17 protein-coding genes are annotated in these 17,657 nt (G+C 68.5%); 11 read left to right on the forward strand and 6 right to left on the reverse strand.

All coding sequences use genetic code 11. The features are described from left to right. Positions 1-15 precede the first annotated feature (15 nt). The 3 genes from ACT7DK_RS18775 to ACT7DK_RS18785 are packed head-to-tail and all read right to left on the reverse strand — an operon-like array spanning position 16 to position 4,327. Positions 16-1,224, reverse strand: coding sequence for an efflux RND transporter periplasmic adaptor subunit (locus ACT7DK_RS18775; RefSeq protein ID WP_445401830.1), 1,209 nt, complete (start codon positions 1,222-1,224; stop codon positions 16-18). Between the two features lie 3 nt (positions 1,225-1,227). Next, positions 1,228-3,591, reverse strand: a complete 2,364-nt coding sequence (locus ACT7DK_RS18780; RefSeq protein ID WP_445401832.1) for an FtsX-like permease family protein — start codon at positions 3,589-3,591, stop codon at positions 1,228-1,230. Positions 3,592-3,601: 10 nt separating this feature from the next. Beyond that, entirely contained in the window at positions 3,602-4,327 is a 726-nt protein-coding gene (locus ACT7DK_RS18785; protein WP_445401834.1) for an ABC transporter ATP-binding protein, read from the reverse strand. Between the two features lie 198 nt (positions 4,328-4,525). On the opposite strand from ACT7DK_RS18785, the gene ACT7DK_RS18790 reads away from it, so the two are divergent. After that, complete coding sequence (locus ACT7DK_RS18790; protein ID WP_445401836.1) at positions 4,526-6,034, forward strand: thymidine phosphorylase family protein; 1,509 nt, start codon at positions 4,526-4,528, stop codon at positions 6,032-6,034. Next, positions 6,031-6,921: a ribose-phosphate diphosphokinase gene (locus ACT7DK_RS18795; RefSeq protein WP_445401838.1), complete on the forward strand. Its 891-nt coding sequence runs from the start codon at positions 6,031-6,033 to the stop codon at positions 6,919-6,921. Before ACT7DK_RS18790 ends, ACT7DK_RS18795 begins: the two co-directional genes overlap by 4 nt. On the opposite strand, the gene ACT7DK_RS18800 is transcribed toward ACT7DK_RS18795, so the two are convergent. Then, positions 6,918-8,273, reverse strand: a complete 1,356-nt coding sequence (locus tag ACT7DK_RS18800) for an MBL fold metallo-hydrolase (protein ID WP_445401840.1) — start codon at positions 8,271-8,273, stop codon at positions 6,918-6,920. The genes ACT7DK_RS18795 and ACT7DK_RS18800 overlap by 4 nt on opposite strands. Before the next feature lie 312 nt (positions 8,274-8,585). Here ACT7DK_RS18800 and ACT7DK_RS18805 point away from each other — a divergent pair, with 312 nt between their 5' ends. The 7 genes from ACT7DK_RS18805 to ACT7DK_RS18835 all read left to right on the forward strand — a co-directional run bounded on the left by ACT7DK_RS18805 (position 8,586) and on the right by ACT7DK_RS18835 (position 12,560). Continuing rightward, a complete protein-coding gene (locus tag ACT7DK_RS18805) occupies positions 8,586-8,933 on the forward strand; it encodes a hypothetical protein (RefSeq protein ID WP_445401842.1) in 348 nt (115 codons plus the stop codon). A gap of 110 nt (positions 8,934-9,043) precedes the next feature. Continuing rightward, on the forward strand, positions 9,044-9,835 hold the full coding sequence (locus ACT7DK_RS18810; protein ID WP_445401844.1) for a universal stress protein: 792 nt from the start codon (positions 9,044-9,046) through the stop codon (positions 9,833-9,835). Positions 9,836-9,972: 137 nt separating this feature from the next. Then, positions 9,973-10,563 carry an NADPH-dependent FMN reductase gene (locus ACT7DK_RS18815; protein WP_445401846.1) on the forward strand — a complete coding sequence of 197 codons (591 nt, stop codon included), beginning with the start codon at positions 9,973-9,975 and terminating at the stop codon, positions 10,561-10,563. 79 nt (positions 10,564-10,642) lie between these two features. Next, positions 10,643-11,032: a VOC family protein gene (locus ACT7DK_RS18820; RefSeq protein ID WP_445401848.1), complete on the forward strand. Its 390-nt coding sequence runs from the start codon at positions 10,643-10,645 to the stop codon at positions 11,030-11,032. Positions 11,033-11,139: 107 nt separating this feature from the next. Then, a complete protein-coding gene (locus tag ACT7DK_RS18825; protein ID WP_445401850.1) occupies positions 11,140-11,859 on the forward strand; it encodes an META domain-containing protein in 720 nt (239 codons plus the stop codon). 46 nt (positions 11,860-11,905) lie between these two features. Continuing rightward, the gene (locus ACT7DK_RS18830; RefSeq protein WP_445401852.1) at positions 11,906-12,319 is read left to right on the forward strand and encodes a nucleotidyltransferase substrate binding protein; all 414 of its coding nucleotides are present in this window, start codon (positions 11,906-11,908) and stop codon (positions 12,317-12,319) included. Continuing rightward, positions 12,312-12,560 (forward strand): nucleotidyltransferase domain-containing protein, encoded by a 249-nt coding sequence (locus tag ACT7DK_RS18835; protein WP_445401854.1) that lies wholly within the window; start codon positions 12,312-12,314, stop codon positions 12,558-12,560. The genes ACT7DK_RS18830 and ACT7DK_RS18835 overlap by 8 nt, the downstream gene beginning before the upstream one ends. Before the next feature lie 129 nt (positions 12,561-12,689). Here the strand turns inward: ACT7DK_RS18835 and ACT7DK_RS18840 are convergent, their stop codons facing one another. Together ACT7DK_RS18840 and ACT7DK_RS18845 are read right to left on the reverse strand one after the other, a co-directional pair. Further along, entirely contained in the window at positions 12,690-14,453 is a 1,764-nt protein-coding gene (locus ACT7DK_RS18840) for an ATP-binding response regulator (protein ID WP_445401856.1), read from the reverse strand. Positions 14,454-14,467: 14 nt separating this feature from the next. Beyond that, the gene (locus ACT7DK_RS18845; protein ID WP_445401858.1) at positions 14,468-15,070 is read right to left on the reverse strand and encodes a response regulator; all 603 of its coding nucleotides are present in this window, start codon (positions 15,068-15,070) and stop codon (positions 14,468-14,470) included. Positions 15,071-15,315: 245 nt separating this feature from the next. On the opposite strand from ACT7DK_RS18845, the gene ACT7DK_RS18850 reads away from it, so the two are divergent. Together ACT7DK_RS18850 and ACT7DK_RS18855 are read left to right on the forward strand one after the other, a co-directional pair. Continuing rightward, positions 15,316-15,705, forward strand: a complete 390-nt coding sequence (locus ACT7DK_RS18850) for a hypothetical protein (protein ID WP_445401860.1) — start codon at positions 15,316-15,318, stop codon at positions 15,703-15,705. 27 nt (positions 15,706-15,732) lie between these two features. Then, on the forward strand, positions 15,733-17,586 hold the full coding sequence (locus tag ACT7DK_RS18855) for an ankyrin repeat domain-containing protein (RefSeq protein ID WP_445401862.1): 1,854 nt from the start codon (positions 15,733-15,735) through the stop codon (positions 17,584-17,586). The last annotated feature ends 71 nt before the right edge of the window (positions 17,587-17,657 follow it).

The raw sequence follows: 17,657 nt of genomic DNA on the forward strand, positions 1-17,657 counted from the left end.
GCGGGGTGACCGGAGCTAGTCCCCCCGCGACCGCACCCGGGCGCCGTCCTCCAGCCCGGGGGCGGGATAGAGCACCAGCCGCTGCCCCGCCTCCAGCCCGGCCAGTATCTGCGCCTCGACGCCGTTGTCATGCCCCACCCGCACCGGGGTCAGTCGCGCCCGCCGGCCTTCCACCACCAGCACCGCCCAGCGCTCGCCGTCCCGGAACAGGGCGCTGGACGGGGCGATCAGCGCCGTCTCCTCTTCCCACACCACTATCCGCGCCTCCACCCGGTAGCCGTGGCCCAGGCTGCGGCGCCCGGCCGGCTCGCCGGCGAAGCGGATGACGGCGTTCACCCGCTGCTCCTCCACCCCCAGGGCGGAAAACTTGGTGAAACCCCGGGGCTCGACCCGCTCCACCACCCCGGCCAGGGGCGCCGGGCCGCCCCAGTGATCGATGATCACCCGCATGCCGGGCACCACCCGCACCGCGTCGGTCGACAGCAGCTCCACCACCACCTCCAGATCCCCCTCCGGGTCGCCCAGCTCCATGATGGGGGTGCCGGCGGCCAGCACCGTCTCGCTCTTTTGCAGCAGTTGCAGCACCCGGCCGGACACCGGCGCGATCAGCGCCAGGGGCTGCTGGTCCGTCCCCTCGCCCGCCTCGGCCTCCAGCAACTGCGCCCGGGCCTGGGCCAGCTCCGCCTCGCGCAGCCGCAGCGCCGCCCCGGCGCTGTCCAGGGTCGCGCGCGCCACCCGGGCGGCGCGGCGGGCCGCGTCCAGCCCGGCGGCGGTCACGGCGCCCTGCTCATGCAGGCGGGTGCCGCGGACCAGTTCGGCCTCGGCCAGCGCCAGCTCCGCCCTCGCCCGCTCCCGTTCGGCACGCGCCACGCCCAGGGCGGCCTCCGCCGCCGCCACCCCGGCCAGCGCCTGCTCGCGGCGCCGGCGATCCAGCAGCCCGGGCGCCGCCGGCAACAACCGCGCCAGCAGGGTCTCGCCGGCGACGACCTCGTCGCCGGCTTCCAGCGCCACCCGCAGCAGGCGGCCGTCGACCGGGGCCGCCACCACATAGGGCTGGCGCACCCGGGTGCGTCCCTCCTCGTCGATGGTCATCACCATGGGGCCGAGCCGCACCGGGCCGGTGTCCACCGGCGTGGGCCCGGGCCAGAAGGCGTAGACCAGCAGCAATGCCAGCACCAGGGCGGTGCCAAGGGTGAGCCAGCGACGGGACTGGGGTCGAGCCATGGATTACTCCCGGGTCTTGAGGGCGGATACCAGATCCAGCCGGTTGATGTCGCGCCGCACCAGGGCGCCGGACAACACCGCCGCCGCCAGCACCGCCAGGGCCGCCACGCCGTGGCCGGCGGGCTCGAAGGCCACCGGCACCTGGTACAGATCGGTGCTGAAGCCCGCCGCCACCGCCAGGGAAAAGCCGTAGCCCAACAGGCTGCCCAGGGGCAGCGCCAGCAGGATCAGCAGCCCCAGCTCGCCGAGCAGCACAAAGCTCACCTCGGCACGGGTCAGCCCCAGCACCCGCAGGCTGGCCAGGTCCCGCGCCCGCTCGGAGAAGGCGATGCGCGCGCTGTTGTAGACGATGCCGAAGGTGATCACGGCGGCGATGGCCGCCATCACATAGCGGGTGGCGCCGGCGCCGCTGTCCATCACCCGGCGGAAGGCATCCCGCCGCTCCGTGCGCAGGCTCACCCCCGCCACCACCGGCATCTCCTTCCACTCCCGGTAGAGCCGCTCGCCGGCGGCGGCGTCGATGCGCAGGTGGGCGCCGGACGCCCGCGGTCCCTCCTTCAGCAACCGGTTGAGCCCGCCGAGTTCGATAAAGGCCGGCGCCCCCAGCAGGGTGTCGGCCAGCCCCACCACCGGGATCTCCAGCACCGGCCGGCGCCCCTCGCGCACCGCCACCCGGAGCCGGTCGCCCGGGACCAGGGCCAGGGTCTCGGCCAGGGCGCGGGAGAGGATGACGCCGTCGGCGCGCAGGGGCAGGGGCTGCTGCCGGCGATCCAGGGCCCGGTACAGGCGCGGCTCGGCCACCAGGGCGGTGAGGGCGCCGCGATAGCGGTGCCGGCCATGACTGAACAGGGCCGGCACGGTGCGGAAGGGCTCCAGCTCCAGCACTCCCGGCATCCGGGCCAGGGCATAGAGGCCCTGCTCGCCCAGGGGCTCGACAAAGTTCAGGGTGACGTCGCCCCGCTCGAGCACGCTGAAGTTCAGCTCCAGGCTGCGATCGAAGGCGGTCATCACGCTCAGCATGGCCACCGACAGCGCCATGCCCGCCGCCATGCCCAGCACCGCCAGGGCGGCGCGGCCGGGCTGACGCCACAGGCCGCGCAGTACCATGCGGCTGGGCTGGTCCAGCCAGCGCTTAAGGCGCGGGCCGAAGCGCAGGCTCCGGCTGAAATCCGGCGGCACGGGCGGGCGCATGGCCTCGGCGGGCGCCAGCGCAAACACCCGGTACAGCACCAGGGCCGCCCCGGCCACGGCGGCCAGCAGGCTCACCCCCAGGCCGAGCAGCAGGGCGGACGGCGCCACCTCGAACTGCAGGAACGGAAACTTGTAGTACCGCTGGTAGAGGCCGCTCAGGCCGCGCCCGGCCAGCACACCCAGGGCGCCGCCGGCCAGGGCGCCGGCCAGGGCGATCACCAGCACGAACTTGAGGTAGTGCAGGCCCACTTCCCCGTCGCCGTGGCCGAAGGCCTTGAGCAGGCCTATCTGGTCGCGCTCGGCCTGCACCATGCGCGACAGCACCATGTACAGCAGGAAGCCGGCCACCGCCAGGAACACCGGCGGCACCGTGCGGCCGGACACCCTGAGCCCCGCTATCTCCTCGACGATAAAGCGGTTGGACAGGTGCTCGTCCAGGCCGTAGGCCCCCAGGGCGCCGTAGGGGGCCAGCAGCCGGTCGAGCCGGTCCTGCAGCGCCCGCGGCTCGGCGCCCCGGGCCAGGCCGACCAGCACCTCGTTCACCGCCCCCTCCAGATCCAGGGCCGCCGCCAGCGCCGCCTCGTTCATCCAGAGCACCGCAAAACGGGCGTCATCCGGCACCATTTCGCCCGGTGCCGTGGTGTACAGGAACTCCGGTGCCTGGGCCAGCCCCACTATGGCCAGGGCGCGGCGGGCGCCGTTGAGGGTGGCCGGCAGCCGATCGCCGGGCGCCAGGCCATGGGCCCTGGCGAAACCTTCCAGCAGCAGCACCTCGTCCCGCCGGCCGGGATCGGGCCGCCGCCCCGCCACCAGGTGCACCTCGTTCAGCCGCGCCGTCCGCCACGCCGGCAGCGACACCGCCTGGGCCCGCACCGGCACCGCCAGCCCCGGCAGGCTGAGCAGGGCGCCGCCGTTGATGCGCCCCTCCACCGCCGCCACCCCGGGCAGCCGGGCCACCCGCGCCAGCACGGCCCGGGGTGCCCGCTTCACCGGCGCGAACAGCTCCGCCAGCCGGTAGCGCTGGTAATAGTCCTGCCGGGTCTGCTCCAGGGAGTCGACCAGGCCGTCCATCATCACCTGCAGCATCACCCCCATGGCGATCACCAGGCCGATGGCCAGGGCCTGGCCCCGGACCCGCCACAGATCCCGGCCCAGCTTGCGATCGAGCGCTTTCATCCCGGTGGCCTCACCATGCGATCTCCTCGGCGCCGCAGGGGTGGGGGTTGGTCTCCACCGCCCGGATGGCGCCGTCGGCGAAGTGGATCACCCGGTGGGCCATGGCGGCGGTGGCGGCGGCGTGGGTCACGATCAGCACCGTGGTGCCGAGCTCGCGGTTCACCTGCTGCAACACCCGCAGCACGGCGCGGCCGGTCTGGCTGTCGAGGGCGCCGGTGGGCTCGTCGCAGAACAGCACCGTCGGCCGCTTGGCGACGGCGCGGGCGATGGCCACCCGCTGCTGCTCGCCGCCGGAGAGCTGGGCGGGAAAGTGATCGGCCCGCGCCGCCAGCCCCACCATGGCCAGGGCCTCGCCCGCGTCCAGCGGCTGCTCGGCGATGTCGGTGACCAGCTCGATGTTTTCCCGGGCGGTCAGGCTGGGCATCAGGTTGTAGAGCTGGAACACAAAGCCCACATGGCGCCGCCGGTAGCGGGTGAGGCGGGCCTCGTCCATGGCGGTCAGCTCCCGCTCGAAGAACCAGATCCGGCCGCCGCTGGGGGCATCGAGCCCGCCGAGCAGGTTCAGCAGGGTGGACTTGCCGCTGCCGGACGGGCCCAGCAACACCACCAGTTCCCCCGCGGGCAGGGCCAGATCCACCCCGCGCAGGGCGTGCACCGCCGAGGGCCCGCGGCCATAGACCTTGGTCAGGCCCTGGGTGCGGTAGGCCGGCGGGCGGGGATCCGGAGATGGGGGCATGTTGCGGCTCTCGCATAAAAAGCTCCATTGAACAAGAGCCTAAGCGCTGTTGCTCCCCTTCGCCATGATCCGGACGGGCAGCGGGTCCGGAAAACCGGCGCCCGCCGCGGCCGCCGGGCACGAGTCCCGGGGGCACGCTAGGCTTGTAGGAGAGATAGCTCCCGTACTGCCCCGGCAGCCCAGCCGAAGGTATTTGCCATGACCGAACCGCATGCCCTGATCGCCGTCGAAATGGGGATAGATACCCACCAGGAGCCGGTGGTGTTCCTGCGGGCCGACTGCGAGGTGTGCCGCGCCGAAGGCTTCAACGCCAACACCCGCCTGCAGGTAAGCCTGGGCGAGCGCGCCATCATCGCCACCCTCAACGTGGTCACCGAGGTGGTGTTGCCGCCCGGCCGGGTGGGTTTCTCGCGCATCGCCTGGCAACGCCTGGGACTGGCGGGCGGCGAGGCGGTGACCCTGAGCCACGCCCCGGTGCTGCATTCCATGAGCGCGGTACGCAAGAAGATCTACGGCCATGCCCTCTCGGACCGGGAAATCGACGACATCATCCAGGACATCAGCGCCCACCGCTATTCCGACATGCAGATCGCCAGCTTCGTCACCGCCTGCGTCGACCGGCTCGATACCGGGGAAATCATCGCCCTCACCCGGGCCATGGTGGCCAGCGGCAAGCGCCTGAGCTGGCCGGACAAGCCGCTGGTGCTCGACAAGCACTGCATCGGCGGCGTGCCCGGCAACCGCACCACCCCCATAGTGGTGGCCATCGCCAGCGCCGCCGGGCTGACGATGCCCAAGACCTCGTCCCGCGCCATCACCTCCCCCTCGGGCACCGCCGACACCATGGAGGTGCTGACCAATGTGCACCTCGGCCTGGATCAGATCCAGGCCACGGTAGCCCGGGTGAACGCCTGCCTGGCCTGGGGCGGGGCCGTCAACCTGAGCCCGGCGGACGACATGCTGATCCGCATCGAACACACCCTGGACGTGGACGGCGAGGGCCAGATGGTGGCCTCGGTGCTGTCCAAGAAGCTGGCCGCCGGCTCCACCCACGTGCTGATCGACATTCCGGTGGGCCCCACCGCCAAGGTGCGCAGCCAGCCCCAGGCCCGGCACCTGGCGCACCTGTTCGACACCGTGGGCAAGGCGCTGGGGCTCAGGGTGCGCTGCCTGACCACCAGGGGGGAAGAAGCCGTCGGCTACGGCATAGGCCCGGCCCAGGAGGCGCTGGACATCCTCGCCGTGCTCAACAACGCGCCCCAGGCGCCCGCCGATCTGCGTGAACGGGCCCTGTTCCTCACCGGCCACCTGCTCAACATGGCCAGCGGGGAAGAGCTGGCCGCCGCCATCGCCCGGGCCCGGGAACTGCTCGCCTCCGGCAAGGCCTGGGTCCAGTTCCAGCGCATCTGTGCCGCCCAGGGCGGGCTCAAGGCCATTCCCCCGGCGGCCTGCCGGCTGGAGTTCGGGGCCGGCCACAGCGGCACCCTGCTGGCCATGGACAACCGCCGCCTGGCCCGCCTGGCCAAGCTGGCCGGGGCGCCCATCTCGCCGGCCGCCGGCCTGCGCCTGCACGCCAAGCTGGGCCAGGCCCTGGCCCGGGGCCAGCCGCTGTTCACCCTCTACGCCGACAGCCAGGGCGAGCTGGACTACGCCGCCGACTACTACGCCGACAACCAGGATCTGTTTATGATCGGGGAAACGCCATGACACCGCTGCTGTTCGCGCTGGAAGACGGGCATCCGCTGCTGGCGCCGCTCTGCCAGGGGCTGGGTGCCGAGCCGGGCCGGCTGGAGCGGCGCCGCTTTCCGGACGGCGAAAGCTACCTGCGCCTGCCGGGCGAGGTGGCCGGCCGCCCCTGCCTGGTGCTGGCGGATCTGTCCCGCCCGGACGACAAGTTCCTGCCCCTATGCTTTTTGTGCGACACCCTGCGGGAGCTGGGTGCCACCCGGGTCGGCCTGCTGGCCCCCTACCTCTGCTACCTGCGCCAGGACGCCCGCTTCCGGCCCGGCGAGGCGCTCAGCTCCCACAGCTTCGCCCGCCTGCTCTCCCCCCGTATCGACTGGCTGATCACCGTGGATCCGCACCTGCACCGCATCCACCGCCTGGACGACATCTATTCGGTGCCGAGCACAGTGGTGCACGCCGCCCCCCTGCTGGCGGACTGGCTGCGCGGCCGGCCGGAGCCGGTGCTGCTGGTGGGGCCGGACGCGGAAAGCGAACAATGGGTGGCGGCGCTGGCCGGGGCCTGCGGCCGGCCCCATGTGGTGGGCGAGAAGGTGCGCAGGGGCGACCGGGAGGTGGACGTGCGCCTGCCGGATCTGGGGGCTTACCGGAGCCATGCCGCCCTGATCCTGGACGACGTCATCGCCAGCGGCCGGACCGTGCTGAGCTGCCTGCGGGCCCTGCGCGCCCAGGGGATGGGGCCGGTGGACTGCGCCGCCGTGCACGGCCTGTTCGCCGACGACATAGAGGATGAGCTGGCCCGGGCCGGGCTGCGCCGGCTGCTCACCGGCAACGGCGTCGCCCATTCCAGCAATGCCATCGACCTCTCCCCGGCGCTGCTGCCCGCCATCCGCCGCTGGCTGGCGGGCTAGAAGGTCAGTATCCGCTGGTATTCCCCTATCTCCACCCGGTAGGGGCTGGTGCGGCGCAGGTGGTCGCGCATGGCCTCCAGGGCATCGGGCTCGCCGTGCACCAGCTGGATGCGGGTGTCGGCGGTCAGCGCCGAGGCCGCCAGCCACTGCCGCAGCTCCACGTAATCGGCGTGGCCCGACAGCCCGTGCAGCATCTCGATGCGGGCGCGGTTGGGCACCCAGTCGCCGTGAATGCGCACGCTCTCGGCTCCCTGCTGCAGCTTGGCACCCCGGCCGCCCCCCGCCTGGTAGCCGGTGAGCACCAGGGTGGTACGGTGATCCGGCAGCAACCGTTTCATATGGTGGAGGATGCGGCCGCCGGTCACCATGCCGCTGCCGGCGATGATGACATGGGGGTAGACCTCGTCGGCCAGCGCCTTGGAGTCCTCCACGCTGCGCACCAGGGTGATGGCACGGCTCATCCGCCGGCAGTCGGCCCGGCTCAGCTTGTGCTGGTCGGCAAAACGCTCGTAGATCTCGCCCACTTCGATGGCCATGGGGCTGTCGAGAAACACCTTGAGCCTGGGAATACGCCCCTGTTCCATCAGGGTCGTCAGCAAATACTGCACGGCCTGGGCGCGGCCCACGGCGAAACTGGGGATCAGCATGATGCCGCCGCCGGCCACCGTGGTGTTGACCAGCTCCTCCATCTGCTGGAAGGGATCCGTCGTTTCATGGCGGCGATCGCCGTAGGTGGACTCCAGCAACAGCAGATCCAGTTCCGGCAAGGGTTGGGGTGGATACATGAAGAGATCGTTCGGCCGGCCCACGTCGCCGGAAAAACCCACCCGCTTGCCTTCGGCCTCGAGGATCAGGCTGCCGGCCCCGAGGATGTGGCCGGCAGCCTGCAGGTGCAGGCGCATCCCGCCGAGCTCCAGCACCCGGCCAAATTCAAGCGGCTGGAACAGGGTCAGGCTCTGCTCCGCCGTAGCCCTGTCGTAAAGCGGCTCGGGCTCGGCATGCTTGCTCAGCTGGTGACGGGAGAAAAAACGGGCGTCCTCCTCCTGCAGGTGGCCGCTGTCCGCCAGCAGGATTTCACAGAGTGCGCGGGTGGCGGGATGGCAATACACCGGTCCCCGGTAACCCTGGCGGTACAGCACCGGCAGATAGCCCGAGTGATCCAGGTGGGCATGGGTGAGCACTATGGCATCGAGCCGGTCGATATCCAGCGGCAGCGGTTGCCAGTTGCGCTCCCGCAGCCACTTGTAGCCCTGGTAGAGGCCACAATCCACCAGGATCCGGGTGTCGCCGCTGTGTACCAGAAACTTGGAGCCCGTGACCGTCTGGGTGGCACCGAGAAACGTAATCTTCATCTTGGCTCTCCTGTGATCGATGGCCGGCGATGCGCCACTGTTATCAGTATCCGTCAGCCCGGCACCTTTTGCCGGGTCAATGACATGCCGTAGATCCGATGGAAGCTGACTATAGTTAACCCTGAGCCATAGCAAGGAGCACGGAGATAACGCATCACCTTGTCGTCGGGCTCAAGGATCATGTGGCGCCACGGGCAGTGGGCCGGGCGATGCGACCTCAACCGGGACCCAGGGGAGGGTCGGCACGCCATGAGTTGTGTACGGTGTTCCTGCCGTTGAGCGAGGCGACGGGGCGCCCGACAGGAGCCTTGTATGTCATGCTTTTCCCGCTTCCCCTGGCGTGCTCGTCTGCTGGGCCTGACCCTGGTATTGGCCACCGGCGTCCACGCCAACATCCCCCGCTGGTTCGAGCTAGCCCCCGGCGAGCCCGGCATGCATATTAGCGGCGTCATTCGCTACCTCAACCTGGAAGGGGGCCTCTATGTGATCCGCGATGCCCGCGGTACCCATTACCACCCGATCAACCTGCCTCCCGCCTTTGAGCAGGACGGCCTGCCGATAGAGGCCCTGGCGCGGCTGCGAGACACCGAGCTGTCCGCCGGCATGGTGGGCCCCCGCATAGAACTGCTGTACATCCGCCGGGCGAGCCGCTTCGAGTAGTGCCCGGGGGCGCTCAGGATCGGGATCAAAGGCGGCTCCCGGGGGGCTGGGCTATCCTTGAGTGAGGTGACAACTCATGTCAGGTCGGCCCCAAAGCCAGGAGGCGCCTTATGTTCAGGCATTGCGTTGCAGGTATCGATTTTTCGGCGGGCTGGGACAGGGTGCAGACCCGGTTCGGGCAGATGGCAGCCCTGCTCGGCATCCGGGAACTGACCCTGGTGTATGCGGACGAGCCCCACCGCCGGACCCACAAGGACACCACCGCCCGCACCAACCGCAAGCTCCACCTGGAGCAGGTGGCGGCGGACATGGGCCGTGAGCTGGCGATCACGGTGCACACCCAGTTCGTTTCGGGCTTTGCGGTGTCCTCCATCCTCGACAGCGCCAAGAGGAAACAGGCCGACCTGATAGTGGTGGCCAACCGCAGCCATTCCCGCAGCCGGGAATTCTTTATGGGCAACGTGGCGCTGAACCTGGCGCGCCTGAGCAGGTTGCCGCTGCTGATAGTGCCTTCGGATCTGGGCACCGTGGCGGACGACGCCCCCCTGCTGCTGGCCACCGACAACTCGCCGGCCTCGGCCAGGGCCAGGGCCTGTTTCACCGAGCTGCTGGGCGCCGAACGCCAGGGCATGGTGATGATAGTCCGCAGCCCCGAGCACCAGGTGGCCTTCGAGGAAGTGCAGGCCGGCGAGAGCTTTGCCACCGACAACCCCAACCTGGAGGTCCGCACCGTGGTCGGCGATCCGGTGGAGGAGATCTGCGAAGCCGCCAGCGAGGTCAACACGCCCCTGATCGTCCTCGGCAAGCGCGGCACCAACCCCATCGCCGAGCTGCCCCTCGGCAGCACCGCCGAAGGCATCTGCCGGCACGCCACCAACCCGGTGCTGCTGGTGCCCTCCTGATCCGCCGTGCGACCGGGCCGTCATTCCGGCCCGGTCCGCAACCACCGGGCAGGCGCCCGGCCGCTCTCCTTTCTATACTCGTATCCAGCCCCGGGCCCGGAGAAGCCCAATTGCCTTACCCACAGGAGAACACGCCCATGTCCATCAAGATAGTGACCCTCTGCGGCAGCGTACGCCCCGGCAACTACACCGCCATGGCCCTGGAACTGGTCCATGACGAATTCCGGCAGATGCCCGGGGTGGAGCTGATCCCCCTCCGCCTGGACGGCCTGGAGCTGCCCCTGCCGGGCTTGCCGGCAAAAAACCCGGACGCCATCGCCCGCTTTCAGGAAACGGTCGCTTCGGCCACCGGGGTGCTGCTGGCCTCGCCGGAATACCACGGCGGCATCAGCAGCCCGATGAAGCTGGCCATCGACAACCTGGGCTTTCCCAGCAAGCTGGCCGGCAAGCCCGTCTCCCTGCTGGGAGTGGCGGCGGGCACCATCGGCGCCATCAAGTCCACCGAGCAGTTGCGCGCCATCTGCGCCCATATCGGGGCGGTGCCGCTGCCCCTGGCGGTGTCGGTGGCCAATGTGCAGCAGGTGTTCGACGCCGAGGGCCACTGCCTCGATGCCGGCGCGGAAAAATACATCCGCCGGGCGGCACGCAATCTCATCGACTACATCAACGACGCGGTCTGCCCCAAGGTCAGCCTCGAGGCCATACTGCGCGGCCAGGCGGAGGACTGAGCCCGGCCGCCATCCCGGCCAGAGCCGACTATAGTTATTGCCTTGACCATAACGCTTGACCATAACAAGGAGCAGGGTGATGAACATGAATCCGGTCGTCTGGTTCGAGATCTATGTGGCGGACATGCCCCGGGCCAGGGCCTTTTACGAAGCCATGCTGGCGGTGCGGCTGGAGCCGCTGGCCGACCCCACCGCCGACGACGGCACCAACCTGGAGATGTGGGCCTTTCCGGGCCAGCCGGAGGGCGCCGGGGCCTGCGGCACCCTGGCGCGGATGGAGGGCTGCACCCCCGGCGGCAACGGTACCCTGGTGTATTTCGGCTGTGACGACTGCGCCGTGGAGGCCGCCCGGGCGGTGGCCAGCGGTGGACGCCTGGTGCGCGACAAGTTCGCCATCGGCCCCCACGGCTTTATCGCCCTGGTGGAGGACACCGAGGGCAATGTAGTCGGCCTGCACTCCATGAAATAACTGCCCTTTTGCCGGCCGCAACGCCATGGTCACGGCCGGCAAAAGGGCTCCCTTCCCTGTCCTTCTTCCGCTAAGCTTGCCCAGAATACGTTCCATGGGGGTCCGCCATGAAATCCTCGCTTTATTCCGCTCTGCTGCTGCCCCTGGCGTTGCTGCTGTCGGCCTGCTCCTCTCCCGGCCAGGGCGGCTGGCAGCGGCTGGCTCCGGGCGAGCCCGATTTGAGGTTCAGCGGCCTGGTGCATTACCTGGAGCTGGAAGGCGGCCTTTTTCTTATCCGCGACGCCGGCGGCACCAACTACAACCCGGTCAACCTGCCCGACGCCTTCCGCCGGGACGGCCTGGCGGTGGAGGTGGAGGCCCGGCGGCGGGACGACCTGCTGTCCATCGGCATGGTCGGCCCCATGGTGGAGCTTGTCCGCATCCGCCGGGCCGAGCCGGAGCCCGCCGAGCCCCTGCCGGGCAGCCGGTGGCGGCTGGAAGATCTGGGCGGCCGGGGCGTGCTGGACCGGGTGCCGGTTACCCTGGCCTTCCCCGAGCCGGGCCGGGTCGCCGGCTTCGCCTCCTGTAACGCATTCGGCGGTGACGCCGATATCGACGGCGAGCGGATCCGGATAGGCGGCCTCAACACCACGCAAAAAAGCTGCACCGAGGCGGTCGACCATCAGGAAACCCTGTACCTGACGGCGCTGGAAAACACCGCCCGCTTCACCACCCAGGGGCCCTTTCTCTATCTGTATGGCCCGAACCATACCCAACCGATGAAGTTTATCCGCATCGAGACAACGGATGCCGCCGAGGCCGATGGCGGTTCCCGCCCATGGCCGTAAAGAGGTAAGGTAGCCCCACCACCTTCACCTGATCGCGGGGGATCCCATGTCCGAGGATATCCGCTGGCAACGGCGCTTCCAGAACTACCAGCTGGCCTTGCAACAGCTCACCGATGCCGTCACGCTCGGCACTACCCGTCCCCTGTCGGACCTGGAGAAGCTGGGGCTGATCCAGGCCTTTGAATACACCCACGAGCTGGCCTGGAACTGCCTGAAGGACTTTCTGCGTTACCAGGGCACCCAGGACATCTTCGGCTCCCGCGATGCGACCCGCAAAGCCTTTGAAGTGGGCCTGATCGAACAGGGTGAACTGTGGATGGCGATGATCGCCAGCCGCAACCGCACTTCCCATACCTACAACAAGGCGACCGCCGAAGCCATTGTCGAGGCGGTCTGCACCCAGTACCTGCCGCTGTTCCAGCAGCTCAGGGCCAGGCTCTCGGGGCTGATGGATGACTGAGGCTTCGTACGGACTCGGCCATGAGGCCATAGGGCGCATCAGATCGGTGCTGGCGGGCTTCCCGCAGATAGAGCGCGCCATCCTGTGCGGCTCCCGCGCCATGGGCCGGGAGCGCCCCGGCTCCGATATCGACCTGACCCTGGTGGGCGAGGATATCGACCAGCGGCTGCTGGATAACCTGGGCAACCGGCTGGACGATCTGCTGCTGCCCTGGCAGTTCGACCTCAGCGCCTACCGGTAGATAGAGAATCCCGCCCTGCTGGACCATATCCGGCGGGCGGGCAAGGTGTTCTACCAGCGGCGCTGAGCCGCCTACAGCCGGTCAGCCCCGGCTCAGCGCGATGCGCGCGCCCAGGCCCAGCAGCAAACATTAACCGGCGGCCAGGGCCTGCTGCATGGCCTGGTAGAGTTTATCCGCCGCGACCGGCTTGTGCAGCAGCAGGGCACCGGTCGCCTGGGCCTCGCGCAGGCGATCCGGCGCGGTATCGCCGGTGATGATGATGGCCGGCGAGCCACCGCCGAATTTTTCCGCCAGGGCGGCGATCACCTGGCCACCGTTGCGCCCTTGCCGCAGCCGGTAATCGACGATCAGCAGCTGTGGCCGCTCGGTACCAAGGGCCAGCGCCTGTTGCTCGTCGCCGGCCAGCCGGCAGTCACAACCCCAGCCTTCGAGCAGCGCCGCCATCGCCAGGCGCACCGGAGCATCGTCGTCCACCACCAGCACCTTGAGGCCATCAAAGCTACGGCTCGGCAGCGGCACCGCCCCGGGTTCCTCGACAACGACCGTTTTCGCCAGGGGCAGGCTCAGGCGAAAACGGCTGCCAAAGCCCGGCCGGGAGTCCAGCAGCAGCTCGCAACCCAGGGTATGACACAGGCCCCGGACAATGGCGAGCCCCAGGCCCAGGCCCTTGCTGCGATCCCGCTCCGGATTGTTCAACTGGTAGAACTCGCGAAACACCTGTTGCTGCTCGGCCGGCGCTATGCCGATGCCGGTATCCCACACTTCCAGCCACAATCGCGATCCCCGCGGCCGCGCGGCCACCAGCACCCCGCCGCTTTGGGTATAACGAATGGCATTGGTGAGCAGGTTGCGCAGCACCTGCTCCACCAGGGCCGGATCGCTGAACAGGGCCCAGTGACAATCCCGGGTCCGATACACCAGCCCCTTGGCCTCCGCCAGGGGCGCCATCTCCACTTCCAGCTTGCACAGCAGGGGCTGCAGGCGGAAAGGCCGGGGGTGAACGCCCACCACACCCGCGTCCAGACGGGAGAATTCCAGCAGTGAATCGAGCATGTCCCGGGTGGAGCCGGCAACCGTGATGGCGTTGTCCAGCATATCCGCTTGCCGGCCGGCGAGCGGCATGCGGCTGAGCGCATCCAGGAACAGGCCCAGGGCGTGCAGGGGCTGGCGCAGGTCATGGCTGGCGGCGGCGAGGAAGCGGGACTTGTCCTGGTTGGCCTGTTCGGCCTCGGCCTTGGCCTGCTCCAGGCGCTGGGATTCGAGTCGCAACCGCTCGGCCAGGGCCTCGGACTCGAATCGCAGCAGCACCGCCTGGCGGGCCTGCTGCTGAGCCTGGGCCGCGAATACCGTCATGCACAGCAGGTAGACCACGCAGACCAGCCCCATGCTGAGAAAGAGGGGATCTTCCTGCAGGAAATAGAGGGTGACCAGGGGCAACATGGCCGGATACATGTAGCTGCAACTCAGTCCCATGCTGGAGGTGGTGAGGCCGAAGGTGCCGACGCAATGCACCGTGATGACGGTGGTGGCGAACAGCAGCGGGATGGGGGAGCTCCCGCCGGTGACGAACAGCGGCAGCAAGCCCCAGCCGATACCGGCGCTGGCGAAGACGGCCAGCAGCAGCCGGTGCTTGCCCAGGCTGTCCAGCCGCCAGCGGGGCTCCGCCAGCAGAGCCCAGTAGGTGAGCAGGTTGAGCAGCTGAATACCGAGCAGCCAGTAGAGGCTGGCGGTCAGATCGAACAGTAATGAGAGAGAGGCTACCGCCAGGCAGGCCACCAGGGCGGAGCTGAACACGCCGCTCTTCCTGAGGTTGTCCAACACCAGATTGGAGAGCTCCTCGAGGATGTGGGGGGCGGGCAGGCGAAAGGGCGCGAGCAGGGATGAGCGCGGCATGGTCGTGGCGTTCTTCAACGGATGATGCCCCGTGCCCGGGCCGCCACCACGGCCTCGGTTCGGCTGCTGACCCGCAGAACGGCGAGAATGGCGGAGACATGCACCCGCACCGTGTTTTCCGCCGCCCCCAGGATACGGGCGATGGCCTTGTTCGACTTGCCTTCACACAGCAGGCTCAACACCTCCAGCTGACGGGCGGTGAGGGTTGCACCTTCGAAGGGCGGAGCCGTTGGTTCGAGGCCGGGGAAATAGCGTTCACCACGGACCAGTGCGGAGATGGCCTGCACTATGGTTTCGGCATCGGCGGCCTTGCTGATAAAACCCCGGGCGCCCTTGTGCCTGGCGTGCTGCACATGAGCGGGGTCGTCACTGGCCGACAGCATCAGGATGGCGGCCCTGGGAAAGCGCTGTTGCAACAGGAGGATGCCGTCCAGACCGTTGATACCGGGCAGGCCGATATCGAGCAGGATCAGCTCCGCCTCATGCAGGGCCAGGGCTTCCTGGACAGAGCCGGCCTCGCTCAAGAGACCCAGGTCCGGATGGCTGCTCAGGATCAGCCCGAGGCCGGTACGAAACATGGCGTGATCATCGATCAGCAGTAGGGTGCGGGTTGGCATGTCTGGCTTCCGTGCACTGAGGAACCAACGTGGCCAAATTATAAGGGCTGAGTGAGCTGCTGTCGCCGTTTCTGTCGGGCGAAGTCACCCGGCCTAGTCCATTTGCGTTATGGGCAAGCACACCGCGTTGCTCTACCTTTGGCGATAGTGACCGGCTGGGTTCGAATGAACCACCACTCCCAGACGCTGCAGGCCCGCCGCGGATCATGAGCCGGGGTAACCCACGCATAAACAGGACAAGAACGATGAAAACAACACTGAAAAATCGACTTTCCCGTATGGCCCTGCTGGCGGGGCTGGCCGCCGCTGTGCCCGGCACCGCTTTGTCGGCTCTGGACTGGAACCTCATGGGGACCGCCGATGGGGTGGAATTCTATTCGGCCCGGGCCGGCAGCACGGTGCGCCTCGGCATGGTCAACACCAACGCCTACCCGGTCCATGTTGAGGTGGAGGAAGGCGTGGTCTGGTGTGGCTCCAACCACCCCGGAGCGGGTGACCGGCAGCGGGTTTATGTCGGTGAGAAGAAACTCAAGGCCGGCGGGCGTGCCGCCGATCCGGGCTGGAACCACTCCCAGTGCGACCGTAAGCAAACGTTCTACTACGAGCTGAACGGGATCAGCGTGACCCGCCAGTAAAGGGGCGCTCGGGCCCCGAGGCATTGCATGATTAATTTTGTGAAGGTACATATGGTGAAGTCGATGACCCATTTCCAGCGGCCGCTGCGCCACCTCGCCACCCCGGTCCGCCTGGCCGCAGCCATGTTCAGCCTGATGCTGCTGACCGCCTGCCAAGGGCTGTCTCCCGTCAACGTCGCCGTTCTCGACGGCGATCATGAGAAGATCCGCCAGCTGGTGGCGGGTGGGGAACCCGTCGACCCCATTGCTCCCGATGAGCCCAGCCCCCTCCTCTATGCCATCGATAAACGAGATGTCGAATCGGTCAAGCTGCTGGTAGAGCTTGGGGCACAAGTGGACAGGCGAACCACCCTGCCCAGGGAACTCTCTCCTCTCATGGGCGCCTTGAAGTTCAACCAGATCGAAATAGCCGACTACCTGATCGAGCAGGGAGCCGACATCGAACTGGCCACCACCCATGGCCAGGTGCCGTTGACCTACGCCGCCGAGTCGGGAAACCCCACCCTGGTTGCCAAGCTCTTGGCACTGGGCGCCAAGCCGGATCCGCAGGCCGTGCTGGAGCCGGGCGCTTACTCCCCCCTGACCATGGCGGCGGACAAGGGGAACGAGGAGATGGTTCGCAGCCTGCTCGCGGCGGGCGCGGATGTAAAACGCAAGGACGGCCGGGGTTGGGCCGCACTCTACACCGCTGTCTGTGGTCGCAGTGGCCAGGATAATCCCCGGTTGTTGCAGGCATTGCTGGACGCCGGTGCCGATGCCAACCAAGCTGCCGACAATGGATTTTCCCCCCTGTATTGCGCTGCCGAGAAAGGCCGCACCCAAATGGCGGCCAGGCTGTTATCGGCGGGGGCCAGGGTGGAGGAAAATAATAACGGCTGGCGCGCCCTCTATATCGCCGCGCACAACAACCATCTGGATATCGTCAGTATGTTGCTGGCGATGGGAGCCGATCCGAACAGTGCCAATGGTCCTAGTGGCTGGACACCACTGGCCATCTCCGCCGACAAAAACCACGAGGAAGTGGTCACCCTGCTGCTGCAGTTGGGGGCCGAGCCCGACCGCAAGACGGGGCATGGCTTCACCCCGCTTTACCAGGCGGTGGCTTCCGGCAAGGACACTCGTCCCATTATGAAACTGCTGGTGGCGGCGGGCGCCGATCCCAATACCCGGGTGAACAACCAGTACAAATGGACGCCCCTGCATCGGGCGGCCAACTCCGGCCATTACGACACAACCGAAGCCCTGCTGCAGCTCGGCGCGAACCCGGCGCTGGGTGATACCGACGGCGACACCGCGCTGGACCTGGCCATTGACCGGGGCTATGAAAAAACCTCGGCCACCCTGCGCCGCTATCGCGCGCCCACCAACCGCGGCGGCGCCGGTTCGTCCGGCGACGGCGCCCTGCTCGGCAAGCTGATCGCCTCCGCCGGCCTGGTGGCCGTGGGCCTGCAGGCGGACCTGCCCGTCGAGCAGACCCTGCAGGTAGCCACCGCCGCCACCAGGGACATCTGGCTGGAGGACGGCCAGGGCAGCAACCTGGCCCAACTGCAGCAACAGACCCTGGCGGCCTCGGTGCAAGGCGCGATGACGGGTGGCGGCACCGGCGCTGCAGACGCGGGCAACCCCAGCCATGGCCCGAAAAAACCGCTGCGCAACCAGGGGGTGTGCAGTGTCTATACCATCGACAACTTCCGCTCGGCCGACCTTGTCGGCGAGCCGCAGATCGACACCCAGTGCGCCACCGGCATAGTGCACTACCGCACCTACCTGAAGAACCACGGCCGCCCGGACGCCGAGGCCGGCGAGCTGGAGAAGGTCTACCGACTCCACATGCTGGCCATGGAAAACGCCGACAAGCTGGACAAGGCAACCCGGATGTAGGTGGAAACGCGCTGGTGCGAGAGCTTATGGTTTCCCGCCGGCGTCCCGTTTTATCGATGCAAGAAGGAGTG

The organism is Zobellella sp. An-6 (assembly GCF_052487945.1).